The organism is Cyanobium sp. ATX 6F1, from assembly GCF_024346315.1.
Classification (GTDB): domain Bacteria; phylum Cyanobacteriota; class Cyanobacteriia; order PCC-6307; family Cyanobiaceae; genus ATX-6F1.
Genome location: NZ_JAGQCS010000002.1, coordinates 81,868 through 95,929 on the forward strand (window position 1 = coordinate 81,868; position 14,062 = coordinate 95,929).

General features: G+C 68.7%; 13 protein-coding genes. 8 read left to right on the forward strand and 5 right to left on the reverse strand.

Annotation, left to right across the window (positions count from 1 at the left end; translation table 11 throughout):
• The first annotated feature begins 12 nt into the window (after nucleotides 1-12).
• Genes ilvB through KBZ13_RS03140 form a run of 3 tightly spaced genes read left to right on the forward strand, consistent with a single transcriptional unit; the run spans nucleotide 13 to nucleotide 2,434 of the window.
• Entirely contained in the window at nucleotides 13-1,872 is a 1,860-nt protein-coding gene (ilvB, locus tag KBZ13_RS03130) for a biosynthetic-type acetolactate synthase large subunit (protein WP_409995601.1), read from the forward strand.
• A 26-nt stretch (nucleotides 1,873-1,898) separates the two neighbouring features.
• The gene (locus KBZ13_RS03135; RefSeq protein WP_255006124.1) at nucleotides 1,899-2,252 is read left to right on the forward strand and encodes a hypothetical protein; all 354 of its coding nucleotides are present in this window, start codon (nucleotides 1,899-1,901) and stop codon (nucleotides 2,250-2,252) included.
• Complete coding sequence (locus KBZ13_RS03140) at nucleotides 2,249-2,434, forward strand: GIVxVP protein (RefSeq protein ID WP_255006125.1); 186 nt, start codon at nucleotides 2,249-2,251, stop codon at nucleotides 2,432-2,434. The genes KBZ13_RS03135 and KBZ13_RS03140 overlap by 4 nt, the downstream gene beginning before the upstream one ends.
• Before the next feature lie 46 nt (nucleotides 2,435-2,480).
• On the opposite strand, the gene KBZ13_RS03145 is transcribed toward KBZ13_RS03140, so the two are convergent.
• Nucleotides 2,481-3,221 (reverse strand): hypothetical protein, encoded by a 741-nt coding sequence (locus KBZ13_RS03145; protein WP_255006128.1) that lies wholly within the window; start codon nucleotides 3,219-3,221, stop codon nucleotides 2,481-2,483.
• A gap of 107 nt (nucleotides 3,222-3,328) precedes the next feature.
• Here KBZ13_RS03145 and KBZ13_RS03150 point away from each other — a divergent pair, with 107 nt between their 5' ends.
• From KBZ13_RS03150 to KBZ13_RS03160, 3 genes are all read left to right on the forward strand, one after another.
• Entirely contained in the window at nucleotides 3,329-4,465 is a 1,137-nt protein-coding gene (locus KBZ13_RS03150; RefSeq protein ID WP_255006130.1) for an ABC transporter substrate-binding protein, read from the forward strand.
• Nucleotides 4,466-4,471: 6 nt separating this feature from the next.
• Nucleotides 4,472-6,973, forward strand: coding sequence for a phosphoenolpyruvate synthase (gene ppsA / locus KBZ13_RS03155; protein ID WP_255006131.1), 2,502 nt, complete (start codon nucleotides 4,472-4,474; stop codon nucleotides 6,971-6,973).
• A gap of 141 nt (nucleotides 6,974-7,114) precedes the next feature.
• Nucleotides 7,115-8,803 (forward strand): NAD(P)/FAD-dependent oxidoreductase, encoded by a 1,689-nt coding sequence (locus tag KBZ13_RS03160; RefSeq protein WP_255006137.1) that lies wholly within the window; start codon nucleotides 7,115-7,117, stop codon nucleotides 8,801-8,803.
• On the opposite strand, the gene KBZ13_RS03165 is transcribed toward KBZ13_RS03160, so the two are convergent.
• The 4 genes from KBZ13_RS03165 to KBZ13_RS03180 form a co-directional block, all read right to left on the reverse strand.
• Nucleotides 8,742-9,104 (reverse strand): AbrB family transcriptional regulator, encoded by a 363-nt coding sequence (locus KBZ13_RS03165; RefSeq protein WP_255006138.1) that lies wholly within the window; start codon nucleotides 9,102-9,104, stop codon nucleotides 8,742-8,744. The two genes, KBZ13_RS03160 and KBZ13_RS03165, sit on opposite strands and share 62 nt — an antisense overlap.
• A gap of 148 nt (nucleotides 9,105-9,252) precedes the next feature.
• Complete coding sequence (pgeF, locus tag KBZ13_RS03170; RefSeq protein ID WP_255006145.1) at nucleotides 9,253-10,056, reverse strand: peptidoglycan editing factor PgeF; 804 nt, start codon at nucleotides 10,054-10,056, stop codon at nucleotides 9,253-9,255.
• A gap of 8 nt (nucleotides 10,057-10,064) precedes the next feature.
• Nucleotides 10,065-10,940, reverse strand: a complete 876-nt coding sequence (locus tag KBZ13_RS03175) for a Tab2/Atab2 family RNA-binding protein (RefSeq protein WP_255006146.1) — start codon at nucleotides 10,938-10,940, stop codon at nucleotides 10,065-10,067.
• A complete protein-coding gene (locus tag KBZ13_RS03180; protein ID WP_255006151.1) occupies nucleotides 10,937-12,283 on the reverse strand; it encodes a S1 RNA-binding domain-containing protein in 1,347 nt (448 codons plus the stop codon). Before KBZ13_RS03180 ends, KBZ13_RS03175 begins: the two co-directional genes overlap by 4 nt.
• A gap of 46 nt (nucleotides 12,284-12,329) precedes the next feature.
• Between KBZ13_RS03180 and KBZ13_RS03185 the strand changes: the two genes are divergently transcribed.
• Nucleotides 12,330-13,133 carry a creatininase family protein gene (locus KBZ13_RS03185; protein ID WP_255006153.1) on the forward strand — a complete coding sequence of 268 codons (804 nt, stop codon included), beginning with the start codon at nucleotides 12,330-12,332 and terminating at the stop codon, nucleotides 13,131-13,133.
• Between the two features lie 103 nt (nucleotides 13,134-13,236).
• The gene (locus KBZ13_RS03190) at nucleotides 13,237-13,977 is read left to right on the forward strand and encodes an aldehyde oxygenase (deformylating) (protein WP_255006168.1); all 741 of its coding nucleotides are present in this window, start codon (nucleotides 13,237-13,239) and stop codon (nucleotides 13,975-13,977) included.
• Nucleotides 13,978-14,062 lie beyond the last annotated feature (85 nt).

Genomic DNA, 14,062 nt, shown 5'->3' on the forward strand with positions numbered 1-14,062 from the left:
TCTGCCGCAGCCGTGACCCTCACGTCCGTCTCCCCTGCGGTGGAAGCCGCCGCCGCCGCTCTCAGCGTTCCTGGCCGTGTCAGTGGGGCCTATGCCCTGATGGATGCGCTGCACCGCCATGGGGTGAAGCACATCTTCGGCTACCCCGGCGGGGCGATCCTGCCCATCTACGACGAGCTGCACAAGGCTGAAAGCCGGGGCTGGTTCAACCACATCCTGGTGCGCCACGAGCAGGGCGGCGCCCACGCCGCCGACGCCTACGCCAGGGCCACCGGCCAGGTGGGGGTCTGCTTCGGCACCTCCGGCCCCGGTGCCACCAACCTGGTGACCGGCATCGCCACCGCCCAGATGGATTCGGTGCCGCTGGTGGTGATCACCGGTCAGGTGAGCCGCGCCGCGATCGGCACCGACGCGTTCCAGGAAACCGACATCTTCGGGATCACCCTGCCGATCGTGAAGCACTCCTGGGTGGTGCGCGACCCCGCTGAAATCGGTCGGATCGTGGCCGAGGCCTTCCTGATCGCCTCCACCGGCCGGCCGGGCCCGGTGCTGATCGACGTGCCCAAGGATGTGGGCCTCGAAGAATTCGATTACGTGCCGGTGGAGCCCGGCAGCGCCAGGCCCGCCGGCTACACGTTGCCCGCAGCCCCGAAGGGCGCCGCGATCGCCAAGGCCCTGGAGCTGATTCGCCAGGCCCGACGGCCGCTGCTCTACGTCGGTGGTGGGGCGATCAGCTCCGGCGCCCACGCGGCCGTCAAGACCCTCGCCGAGCGCTTCCGGCTGCCGGTCACGACCACGTTGATGGGCAAGGGAGCCTTCGACGAACAGGCGGATCTGGCGGTCGGCATGCTGGGCATGCACGGCACCGCCTATGCCAATTTCGCCGTCACCGAATGTGATCTGCTGATCGCCGCCGGGGCCCGCTTCGATGACCGGGTCACAGGCCGGGTCGACAGCTTTGCCCCCCGGGCCCAGGTGATCCACATCGACATCGATGCCGCCGAGGTGGGCAAGGTGCGGGTTCCGGAGGTGCCGATCGTCGCCGACGTGCGCGCGGCCCTCGAAGCCCTGCTGGCGGCCTCCGAAGGGGAGCCCGCCAGCAACCGCACCGAGGCCTGGCTGGAGCGCATCGACAGCTGGAAGCAGCACTACCCCCTTGTGGTGCCCGCCCCCGAGGGGATGATCGCCCCCCAGGAGGTGATGGTGGCTCTCCAGGAGCTGGCCCCCCACGCCTTCGTCACCACCGACGTGGGCCAACACCAGATGTGGGCCGCCCAGTTCCTGCATAACGCTCCCCGCCACTGGATCAGCAGCAGCGGCCTGGGAACCATGGGCTTCGGGCTGCCCGCCGCCATGGGCGTCCAGGTGGCCTACCCGGAGGCCCAGGTGGTCTGCGTGGCCGGTGACGCCAGCATCCTGATGAACATCCAGGAGCTGGGCACCCTCAACCAGTACGGGCTGCCCGTCAAGGTGGTGGTCATCAACAACGGCTGGCAGGGCATGGTGCGCCAGTGGCAGGAGAGCTTCTACGGGGAGCGCTACTCCAACTCCGAAATGACCGGCGGCATGCCCGATTTCGCGGCCCTGGCGGAAGCCTTCGGGGTGCGGGGCATGGCGATCACGGAGCGGGGGCGTCTTCACGCCGACCTGGCCGAGGCCCTGGCCCACCCCGGACCGGTGTTCATCGATGTGCAAGTTCGCCGCAACGAGAACTGCTACCCGATGGTCCCCCCTGGGGCCAGCAATGCCCAGATGGTGGGTCTGCCCAGCCATCCCGAACTCGCGATCGACACCACCCGTCAGTGCGGCAGCTGCGGCAGCAGCACCGAGAGCGCCCATCTGTTCTGCCCCAGTTGCGGGGCCAAGCTCTGAACCTGCTGCGCCCCATCCTGGCCGCCTTGATCAGCGCCCTCCTGTTGCTCTGGCCCGGCGCCGCCAGGGCCGCTGAAGTGCTGTCCGTGCAGGGTTCCACGCAGCTGCAGGTGGGGGACCAAAACCGGATCTACGGCGTCCGCCTGGCCTGCGTCCAGGTCAGCCCGCCCCAGGAGGCGGCGGCCCTCGATCTGGTGCGTCAGCGCTTGCCCCGCCACAGCCGAATCAATCTCAGGCCCGTGGGATCCAGCGGTGGTGACCTGCTCGCCCAGGTGAAAATCCTGCCCAGCGGTGAGGATCTGGGCCGCTCCCTGGTGGCGGCCGGCCTGGCGGCTCCCCTGGGGGGTGACCAACGGCCGAGCGCCTGCAAGGGCGGATGAGTCTGAACCGCACCGCCAAGGGCATCGTCCTGGTCCCCAGCCTGCTGCTGGGGGGTGCATTTCTCTCGGCGGGCCTTTGGCTTCAGGGGGAGGCGGCCGCCAACCGGCCCGTGGCCCTGGTGATCGGTGGGGTGCTGATGGGCGCCGGGTTGCTGATTCAGCTCCTGCCGGAGTCCCCCTGAGCGCCCCGGCGCCAACGAGCTTTTTCCCGCTGGCTTCTGCTGGCTCTTACTTGGGCGCCGCAGGCTTGGGAGCCGCTCCAGAGCCGCCCTGCTCCTGCACCAGCTTGAAGTAGTCGGGGGTGGGGAAGAAGACGTAGAGGTCGTCCTTCTGTTTGATGATCTCGCGAAGCACCGCGGACAGATCGGCCGCCTGGGGCTTGAGCTTCTGGCGATCGGGCACCTTGGCCAGGGCGCTTTCAAGGGCGTCGTAGGAGAAGAAAAAGACCCCCCGTGGCCCCTGGGGGGTGTTGAGCGTCAGGAACGGCTTGGTGAAGAACACCGGCACGCTCAGACCGTCATTGATGGCCTTGTCGTTGAGCCCCTGCTCCTTGAGCAGCTTCACGGCCTGAACGCGATCCTGGGGACGGGGGATCACAGCACCGAACAGTTTCTTGGTCTTGAGCTGCTTGTTGAGCTCAAGAATCTTGTCGTTGGCGACGTTGAGTGGAATCGGCAGAAGCTTGACCTTGACCGACGGGTTGGTCTTCCTGAAGGCTGCCAGTTCAGCCTCGGCCTTGGCGCGATCGAGGTAGAGGGGAAGGATCAGGTCCTTGTCACGGGGAATGGGTAAGGGAGTTCCCTTGTCGTCGGTGAGCACGAAGACGGGAATCACCGCCAGCTTCTTGGCCGCTACGGACTCGGCGATCGCCTGGGCAGGGGCGGGCGACAGCAACACGCCCCCAACAACCAAGCTGAGCTGGGAGCCCAGGGCCACGGCGGCACCCAGGCGGCCCAGTCGGGCCCGCAAGCCAGGGTTTGAGAGGGGAGAGCCGGCCCGCATAGCTGTGTCAGAAGAAGACCCGAAGCCTAGGCATGGGGTGGGACCTAACCTTCACAGGCTGGACGGTGCGGGGCATGACCACTGGCATGCGTGCGCTGGTGGCCCTGGGGGTCATCGCGGCGGTTCTGGGGGTGCAGGCCCTGGCCGGCAGCACCCCCATGCCCCGGCCCGTGGTGATGCTGCTGCCTTCGGAGGGCCCGTTGGCGGGGCTGGGGGATGGCCTGAGGCGGGGCTACCGGCTGGCGGCAGAGCAAAGCCGAGTCTGCGGCCAGTTGGCGCCTGAACTGGGCCTGGGCTGGGTGCCCCCAGGGGCCGATCCAGTTGCGGCGCTGGAGGCCAGCCCGCGCCTCTCGCTGCTGATCGCCCCGCCAGCCGCCCCCCTGGCCGCCTACGGCCCACTGGCGGAGCGACTTGGCGTCACGGTGCTGTTGCCGCTGCAACGGGGTCTGTCGCTGCGGCACCTGGCGGAACTGCCGGGGGCGGACCGGCTCTGGCCACTCACGCCGGCGCGCGGCCTGGCCGCCGACCAACTGGCCCGCGGCACGATGGAGCGCGGCTGGCGGAGGGTGATGGTGATCCGCGATCGCTCTGCCGAAGCCCGTCAGCTGGCTGAGCGCTACCTGGGAGCCCTTCAGCAGGCGGGAGGGAGCGCGATCGGTGCGGAGCAGCCTCCGATCCAGGTAGATCCCACCGAGGCCAAGGCCTGGAACCAGCTGCTCGATGATGTGGGCTGGTACGGCCCCCAGGCTCTGGTGGTGATCACGCGCCCCGGCAGCCCCCTGGCCCGGGCGGCGACCACCGCCCCCTGGCCCAAGGGTCTGGCGTTGGTGTGGCCCTTCCCGATCGAGCGCAGCCTGGCCGTGGCCCAGCTGGGCATCGACACCAGCAGCCAGGGACCGGGCTGGGGGCGATTTACCGAGGCGTTTCGCCGGCGCTGGGGCTACGGCCCGGGGTTGGTGGAGGCCGCTGGCTACGACGCCGGCCAGTTGTCGGCCGTGGCCGCGGTGCCGCCGACGGCGTCGGGCCAGCAGGGCTGGGACCTGCTCTGGTTGGACTCTCGCCTGAAGGCCCAGGATCTCTGCGCCGCCCTGGCGTTACGACGGGAGGGCAAGAAGCTGTCGCTCAGCGGTGCGGCGAGCAAGCTGGATCTGGCCCCCGCCGTTTCCCCCAACGCCGAGCTGCCGCTGAGCGACCGTCCCCCCCAACCCTGAAGCGCCATGGCGATCCCCTCGGCTGTCGATGCCCCTGAGTCCCTGGTGGTGCCGTTCGAGCAGGTGGGCTTGGCGGACATCGCCCAGGTGGGAGGCAAGAACGCCTCCCTGGGTGAACTGATCCAACGGCTGGGCCCCCAGGGGGTGAAGGTCCCCGGCGGTTTCGCCACCACCGCCGCGGCCTACCGCCTCTTCCTCCAACGCAGTGGTCTGGCGGAACGGCTGGAAACCGTGCTGGGGGGCCTCGACACCGGTGATCTGGGGGCCCTGCAGGCGGCGGGCCTGGCGGCCCGGCGGTTGATCCTCGAAGCGCCCCTGCCCGTCGAGTTGACGGCGGCGATCCGAGCCGGCTACGGGCGGCTGGCGGCAAGCGGCGAGCGATCTGGAAACAGCCTTGAACCCCCAACCGTGGCGGTGCGCTCCAGCGCCACGGCCGAAGACCTGCCGGACGCGAGCTTTGCGGGACAGCAGGAGACCTACCTGAACATCCAGGGCGAGGAGGCCCTGCTGGAGGCCTGCCATCACTGCCTGGCCTCCCTGTTCACCGACCGGGCCATCTCCTACCGGCAGCTCCACGGCTACCGGCACGACGAGGTGGCCCTCTCGATCGGCATCCAGCGCATGGTGCGCTCCGACCTGGCCAGCTCCGGCGTGCTCTTCACCCTCGACACCGAAACCGGCTTCCGGGACGCCGTGCTGCTCACCGCCGCCTACGGCCTCGGGGAAAACGTGGTGCAGGGGGCGGTGAACCCCGATGAATGGCTGATCTTCAAGCCCACCCTGCTCACGGGGCACCGGCCGATCCTGAGCCGGCGACTGGGCAGCAAGGCGATCCGCATGGTCTATGGGGCCTGTTCGGCCCTGGAGGAGGCCACCACCTGCAATGTGCCGGTGCCGGAGGAGGAGCGCCGGCGCTTCGCCCTCAGCGACGACGAGGCCCTCACCCTGGCCACCTGGGCCTGCCGCATCGAGGCCCATTACTCCAGTCAGCGGGGCACCCCCACGCCGATGGACATCGAGTGGGGCAAGGACGGCCTCACGGGCGAGCTGTTCATCCTCCAGGCCCGGCCGGAAACGGTGGAATCGCGGCGGTCAGGGGCCGTGTTGCGCCGCTGGCACCTGGAGCCCCACCACGCCGAGTGCCTCAGCCACGGACGCGCCATCGGCGCCTCGGTGAGCAGCGGCCGCGCCAAGGTGCTGGCGAACCCCAGCCAGATCGATCGCTTCGAAACCGGCGACCTGCTCGTCACCGCCCGCACCGACCCCGACTGGGAGCCGATCCTGAAGCGGGCCAGCGGCGTGATCACCGACCAGGGCGGCCGCACCTGCCACGCCGCGATCATCGCCAGGGAGATGGGCCTCACCGCCATCGTCGGCACGGGAGACGGCACCACGGCCATCACCGATGGGGAAACGATCACGGCCAGCTGTTGCGAGGGCGACGAGGGTCAGATCTACCGGGGGGCCCTCGACTTTCGTGTGGAGGAAACGGTTCTCGGTGATCTGCCGCCGACCCGCACCCAGATCCTGATGAACGTGGGCAACCCGGAGGAGGCCCTGAAGCTGGCGGCCATCCCCTGCGATGGCGTGGGCCTGGCACGGCTGGAATTCATCATCGCCAACCACATCCGCGTCCATCCCATGGCGCTGCTGGCCCCGGAGCAGGTGGAGGATCCAGGCGAACGGCAGGCGATCGCCGAGCTGACGAGGGGTTACGAGCACCCCGCCGACTACTACGTCGATCTGCTCTGCCAGGGCATGGCCCGCATCGCCGCGGCCTTCCACCCACGGCCGGTGATCCTGCGCTTCTCTGATTTCAAGAGCAACGAATACGCCAACCTGCTCGGCGGTCGCTGGTTCGAACCGGTGGAGGAGAACCCGATGCTCGGCTGGCGGGGGGCCTCTCGCTACGGCTCCCCCGGGTTCAAGGAAGCCTTCGCCCTGGAATGCCAGGCCCTGCGCAGCGTTCGCGAAGCCATGGGCCTCGATCAGGTGATCCCGATGGTGCCCTTCTGCCGCACCCCCGAGGAGGCCGATCGGGTGCTGGCGGAAATGGCCCGCCACGGGCTGGAGCGGGGCCGCGCCGGCCTGCAGGTGTATGTGATGTGCGAGCTGCCCAGCAACGTGATAGCGATCGATGCCTTCGCCCAACGCTTCGATGGCTTCTCGATCGGCTCCAACGACCTCACCCAGCTCACCCTCGGACTGGATCGGGATTCGGCCCTGGTGGCGGACCTGTTTGATGAACGCCACCCGGCCGTCACTGAACTGATCCGCCTGGCGATCCGCGGGGCAAAGCGCAACGGCCGCAAGATCGGCATCTGCGGCCAGGCCCCGAGCGATTACCCGGAGTTCGCCCGCTTCCTGATCGAGGAGGGCATCGACTCGATCAGCCTCAACCCGGATGTGCTGCTGGCCACGCGCCTCTCGGTTGCGGCGATCGAGGGGGAGCTGGGCGGTACCGCTGCCACAGGAGCACCAGGTGGGTCGCCGAACGCAGGACGCTGAGCACCGCCAGGGCGATGCAGAGCGGGCAGTGGGTCAGCGACATGGGTGGCCGTGGTTTCCGCCCAAGGGTGGCACCGATCACGAGCCGCCGCCGGTGTTCCGTTGGATGCTGGAATGTGGCCTTGCGCCTGAGGGGCCCCAGTGCTGCGGCTGAACGCGCTGAAGCTGCCCCTCGACCACGATGACGACGCCCTTGTGGCGGCAGTGCTGCGGCGTCTGCGCATCCCCGCCACCGATCTGCTCAGCCACCGGGTGGTCAAGCGCAGCATCGATGCCCGCAAGCGTCAGGCCATCCAGTTGAGCTACGGCCTCGATCTCGAGGTGAAGGGCGAGGCAGCGCTGCTGCGCCGCTTCAGCGGCGACCCCCAGGTCCAGCCCAGTCCCGACATGCGCTACCAGACCGTGACCAGGGCGCCGGAGCCCTGGGGCACCGGCGGGGAACCACGGCCGATCGTGGTGGGAGCAGGGCCCTGCGGCTACTTCGCCGCCTTGCTGCTGGCCCAGATGGGCTTTCGGCCACTGCTGCTGGAACGGGGAAAAGCGGTGAAGGATCGCACCGCCGACACCTTCGGCTTCTGGCGTGGGACCCGCGCCTTCGACCCTGACTCCAATGCCCAGTTCGGCGAAGGGGGGGCCGGCACCTTCTCCGACGGCAAGCTCTACAGCCAGGTGAGCGACCCCCGTCACATCGGCCGCAAGGTGCTCGAGGAGCTGGTGGCCTGCGGGGCCCATCCGGAAATCCTCACCCTTCACCGGCCCCACATCGGCACCTTCAAGTTGGCCACGGTGGTGCGGGGTCTGCGCTCACGCATCGAGGCCCTGGGGGGCGAAGTGCGCTTCCTGAGCCGGGTGGAGCGGCTGCTGATCGAAGCCGACGGGGAGGGGCGCCGGGTGGTGGGGGTGAGGCTCAGCGATGGCAGCGAACTGGCGGCTGAACAGGTGGTGCTGGCGATCGGCCACAGCGCCCGCGACACCTTCGCAACTCTCCTTGAGCAAGGGGTGGCCCTGGAGCCCAAACCGTTCGCGGTGGGGCTGCGCCTCGAGCATCCCCAGGCCCTGATCGACCAGGCCCGCTGGGGGGCATGCGCCGGCCATCCCCTGCTCGGCGCGGCGGAGTACAAGCTGGTCCACCACGCCAGCAACGGCCGCACGGCCTACAGCTTCTGCATGTGTCCAGGGGGGCTGGTGGTGGGCGCCGCCTCCGAACTGGGCGGTGTGGTGACCAACGGGATGAGCCAGCACTCCCGCAACGAGCGCAACGCCAACAGCGCCATCGTGGTGGGCATCACCCCAGACGATGTGGCCCCCTTCGGCAACGGTCCGGGGGACCCCCTGGCGGGGGTGGCGTTTCAACGCCACTGGGAAGCCAAAGCCTTTGCCCTCGGTGGGGGCAATTACCAAGCGCCGGGCCAGCGACTCGGTGATTTCCTCAGAGGCCAGCCCTCGGCGGAAGCGGGAGCGGTGCAGCCCTCCTACGCCCCGGGAGTTCGGTTCACGGATCTGGGCGAAAGCCTTCCTGGCGAGGTGATCGCGGCGATCCGGGAGGCTTTGCCTGCCTTCGAGCGACGCCTTCCCGGATTCGCCATGGCCGATGCCGTGCTCACGGGCGTGGAGACCCGCACCTCCTCACCGGTGAGGCTGCCCCGCGGCGAGACCTTTGAGAGCACCAACACCGCCGGGCTTTATCCGGCGGGGGAAGGGGCCGGCTATGCCGGTGGGATTCTCTCGGCGGCGATGGATGGGATCGAAGTGGCTGAAGCGGTGGCGCTCACTCTTCGTCGTCGTCACTTCCCAGGGGGACCAGCCGGATCTGCTTGCGGCCCAGCTTGATCTCGAACTCATCACCGGGGGAGAGATCGAGAATCGAGGTGTAGGCCTTGCCAACCATCAGGTTTCCGTTGAATTGCACCTTGGTGGTGTAGCTCAACTTGCGACCACCCTTGGAACTCTTGGAACCAGTGGAAAAATCGACACCTTTGGCCGCCAACAGGGCTTCGTAGAAAGCCGTGAAATTCAGACGCTCGCTGCCATCCTTCTTGCTGGAGACGTAGCCGCAGGCCCGCACGATCTCCGACTTACCGGCATCTCCCAACTCCTTGACCTTCGTAAGAAGATCGGCACCTGTGAGCATGATCGCCTATGTGGATACAGCACCATCTTCCCACCCCAGCGGCGCCCTGAATAGCCCCAACAGCTCACTCCTGAGGCAATGGAGTTGAGCGCTCGCTGCACCAAAAGCTTCCCGTAGACAGCCATGGAATCGCCATGACGATCACGATCTAAGCCTGGGCGACGATGCCACTCCACTGCACGGCCTTGACCTGATCGCGCCGCCAGGAATGGAACAGCAGGGGCTCGGCCAGTGTGCACAGCGGGCAGGAACTGATCTGCCCAGGGGCGATCCCCTCCTGCTCCAGTTGCAACCGGATCGCCCGGCGCAGATCCAGACGATCGCGCCCCGGTTCCCCGTCGGGGCTGATCGCAGACACCGCTTCGAGGGCCGCCAGCTTCAGGTCCAACGCATCCCCGCCCAGGGCGAGGGCCACCTGCTCGGACACGGATCGCTCCACCTGGTAATTGGGACCACTGATGGCGGGCCCGAGGGCCACCAACAGATCCCCCCGCAGGCTCCCGGCCGCCTCCAGCTGCCGAATCGCCTCCGGCAGGATCCTGCCCGCCACCCCCCGCCAGCCGGCGTGGCAGGCGGCCACCCGGCCGCTGGAGCGATCGGCGATCAACACCGGCGGGCAGTCGGCGCCGCAGACCCAGAGACTCTGGGCGCCCTGGTCGCTCACCAACCCATCCGCCTCGGGCCATGGGGCGGCCGTGGCCCCGGAAGCCGGCAGCACCACGGCGCCGTGGATCTGACTGGGCCGGTGCACACTCACGCCCGCACTGATCACACCGGCGAGCACCTCGGGCCCCCGGCCCTGCCACTGACGGGTGAAGAAGCCGTGCTCGAAGCCGCCGAGCAGATCGCACTGGAGGTAATACCCGCCGTAGCAGCCGATCCAGCTCCAGCCCTCCAGGGCGTTGAAGCCCACATCGGGGCGATCGAAGGGGGCGTCGACGGCTTCAGCCATGGCTGAGCTCAGGGGTCGGGGAGATCCCGCAGCAGCCAGAACCCCTCCAAGCGCGCATCGCTCTCGCTCGCCTGAACGCCGATGAACTGGACCCCGCCAGCCTGCTCGCGGGCGGAGCGAAAGGCCGCCGCCGCCGCCGCCGCTTCATCGGGCGCCAGGTTGGCCAGCAACCAGCGCGCTTCGATTCCCGCCTCCAACACCAGTTGCTGGCCGGCGATCTCCAGCCTCACGGGCTCCAGACCCGCCAGCCAACCGGCGATGGCCAACGCCCGGCCGCGGCTGAACAGGCGCAACCCCGGCACCGGCACATCGCCGTCGAGGTCCTTCGGCAGCGCCACCAGGCCGGAGAAGCCGATCGGCCACTGGGACGCTTCGCGCAGATCCGCCAGGGGAATCGTGGCCCATTCCCAGCTGTCCCCGCGCACCTCCTCCGGCAGGGGCAGCGCCAGGGGCTGAATCGCTGCGGGGGGGGGCGCCAGGGGACCGGCCATGTAGCCAGGCTCCTGGGGGTAGACCGAGCGCTGACGTTCCTGAAGCCACTCCACCAGGGCATAGCAACGACGGGACGGCACCACATCGAGGCCCAGTTGTTCTGCGGCCCGCTGCACCATGGTGCGCATCGACCCCCGCCAACAGCGCAGCCGGCGGGGCGGGCCGAAACCCTGGTGGCTCGCCTCGGCCAGGGCCTGGTCCAGGGCTCTCTTGAGCCAGGCGGAATTGACACTGCCGGCGGGGCAGGTCAGGGACCAGCGAAAGGACGGCTCTGCTCCCTCCAGGGAGGGGCTTGAGCAGATCAACAGCTCCCAGCGCTTCTTGCCATCCGGCTCGAGCACCGGCCTGGAGTAGTAATCGAGTTCCCAGTCGGCGAGGACGGCCGTGATCATCCGGCGTTCTGCTCCTGCTGGCGCAGCACGCTGCGGGCGCGGTTGGCCCGATCGACGGCTTCCGCCATGACTTTCTCCTTGTCGATCAGCAGTTCTCCGGGCTGGCCCTCGAGCAGGGCGGTGTTCAGGGCGATCCGACCCCTGGCGGGATCCAGCTCGGTGATCAGTGCCTTGACCCGATCGCCCTGGTCGAACACCTCGCGCAGCTCCCGCATGCTTCCGCCCGTGACACAGGAGTGGTGCAGCAGGCCACTGACACCGCCCAGATCCACGAAGAAGCCATAGGGCTTCACCGAGACCACCTGGCCCTCCACCAATTGACCCACCTCGAGATCGGAGAAGCGCGCGGCGCTGGCGGCCCGCTTCTCCGAGAGCACCAGTTTGCGGGTGTCAGCATTGACCTCAAGGAAGGCCAGGCCGAGGGTCCTGCCCACCAGGGCTTCGTGGTTCTCGCCCTCCTGCAGCTGGGAGCGAGGGATGAAGGCCCGTAGACCCTCGAGATCGCCGGTGACACCGCCACGGTTGAAGCCGGTGATCTTCACCTGCACCACCTTGCCATCCTTCTCCAGCTGCTTGACCTTGTCCCAGCTGTGGCGCAGGGCCAGGGCCCGACAGCTGATCGTCACCATGCCGTCGGCGTTCTGCTCACGGGTGACAAGCACCTCGATCGCCAAACCCTTGGGGAAACGCTCCTTGATGTTGGTGATCACCCCGAGGCCGCATTCGCTCTTGGGCATGAAGGCGGGGGCCTTGCCGCCGATGTCCACATAGACCCCGTCGCTCTCGGGGCCGATCACCACCCCACGAACCACTTCGCCGGTGGTCCCCACGGGCTCGTTCTCGTCGAGGGCGGCCAGGAAGGCCTCCTCATCGAAGTCGAACTCATCGACGGTGCGGGATGTGCTGGCCGCTGCGGGAGCCGCCGAGGGCGCCCCAGCGGTGCGCCGCTTGGCCCCGCTGTCGGCCGGGCCGAGCAGATCGGCCATGGTCAGCCCCTCGAGGGAACCCAGATCAAACAGGGCCTCATCACCTGAAGCCCCCAGCCGCGAGGGTGGAGCCGGCGGGAGTGGGGCCTGCAGGGGGGCTTCGCCGCGGGCGACCCGGGCGGCGTTCTCCAGTTCGTTCGCCCGCTGACTGGCCGCCTCGGCCTCGGCCCTGGCGGCGGCGGCCTGACGCTCGAGCTGCTGCTGTTCCTCCCGCTTGCTGATGTGCAGCACCTGCAGGGGCTGACGGGAGGGGGCGGGAGCCGCCGCCACCTCCACCGGGGGACGGGCGGAGTTCGGCGGCACGGGCCGGGGGGAACGGGCCGGTTGAGGCGGCTGAGGGGTGCCGGATCCGGCCATGGCCTGGAAAAGGTGACAGCCTTTCACTCTAGAGAGGCCCCCTCGGATGAAACGCTCCCTGGCCCAGATGGCCTGGCCCGAGGTGCAGGCGGCCGCCGCCCGCCCCGGCAGCACGGTGCTCTGGCCCTTCGGCGCCTTCGAGCAGCACGGACCCCACCTGCCCCTGGGCACCGACGCGGTCTTCGCCGAGCGGATCGCCGGCGCCGTGCTCGAGCGGCTGGACCCCCAGCTGCCGATCTGGCAGCTGCCCCTGAGTCCATTCGGGTTCTCCCCCGAGCACCGGGACTTCCCCGGCACCGTGAGCCTGGGGGCGGAGCTGATGATCCAACTGGTGGTGACGGTGGGCGCGGACCTGGCGCGCACGGGGTTCGAGCGCGTGGTGCTGTTCAACGGCCATGGCGGTCAGATCGGCCTGCTGCAGGCGGCGGCCCGCCAACTGCGGGCGGAACACCCTGAGCTGGCGGTGCTGCCCTGCTTCCTCTGGAGCGGCCCACCGGGCATCAGCGCCCAGCTGCCGGAACCCGAGCGCAGCGAGGGCCTGCACGCGGGCCTGGCGGAAACCAGCCTGATGCTGCATCTGGCCCCGGAGCTGGTGGGGCCCGAGCGTCCCCGGGATGGCCAGCTGGCCCTCCCTCCCCCGGCGGGCTGGAGCCTGGAGGGGGCGGTGCCCGATGCCTGGCTCACGGCCGAGCTCTCACGTTCCGGAGTGGTGGGCGATGCCGCCCATGCCTCGGATCAGCTCGGGGGCTCCCTGCACCGAGCCCTGGTCGACGGCTGGTGCGAGCTGCTGACCAACCTGTTGACCAGCGACTGGCCACCCCGCGCGGTCAAGGGACCGAAACCAGGCTGAGGGGTGCCCGGTGCCCTGGCATGGCATGGCATGGAAGCCGCCCATAGCCGCTGGCCTGCGGCCATGGCTACAGTCAAGGCTTCATCAGCGCTGAATGGACGCCATGCCGACCCTCGAATCCGACGCGGCCAGCTCCATCACCTCCCTTGGCGTTTCGGGCGCGGTTTCCGGCGCCGAGCTCCCGGATTTCAGCAGCGCCGGCTACAAGGATGCCTACAGCCGCATCAACGCGATCGTGATCGAAGGGGAGCAGGAAGCCCACGACAATTACATCTCCCTGGGCACCTTGATCCCCGATCAGGCGGAAGAGCTGGGCCGGCTGGCCCGCATGGAGCTCAAGCACATGAAGGGCTTCACCGCCTGCGCCAAGAATCTTGAGGTGGAAGCCGACATGGACTTCGCCAAGGAATTCTTCTCTCCGCTCCACGGCAACTTCCAGGTCGCCCTGGCTGACGGCAAGGTGGTGACCTGCCTGCTGATCCAGGCCCTGTTGATCGAAGCCTTCGCGATCGCGGCGTATCACATCTACATTCCTGTCGCCGATCCCTTCGCCCGCAAGATCACCGAAGGGGTCGTCAAGGACGAGTACACCCACCTCAACTACGGCCAGGAATGGCTGAAGGCCAACTTCGAAGCCAGCCGCGAGGAGCTCGAGCTTGCCAACCGGGCCAACCTGCCCCTGGTGCGAACCATGCTCGATCGGGTGGCCGCCGACGCGGCTGTGCTGCAGATGGACAAGGAAGACCTGATCGAGGATTTCCTGATCGCGTACCAAGAGGCCCTCACCCACATCGGCTTCAGCACCCGGGAGATTGCCCGGATGGCTGCGGCGGCCCTGGTCTGAGCCTCCCCTTCAACCGGTCGTGCCCGGATGGGGGCCGGGAACGTCGCGTGCTCCACTGGACCCAGATTCAGCTTCCGTTCACTCG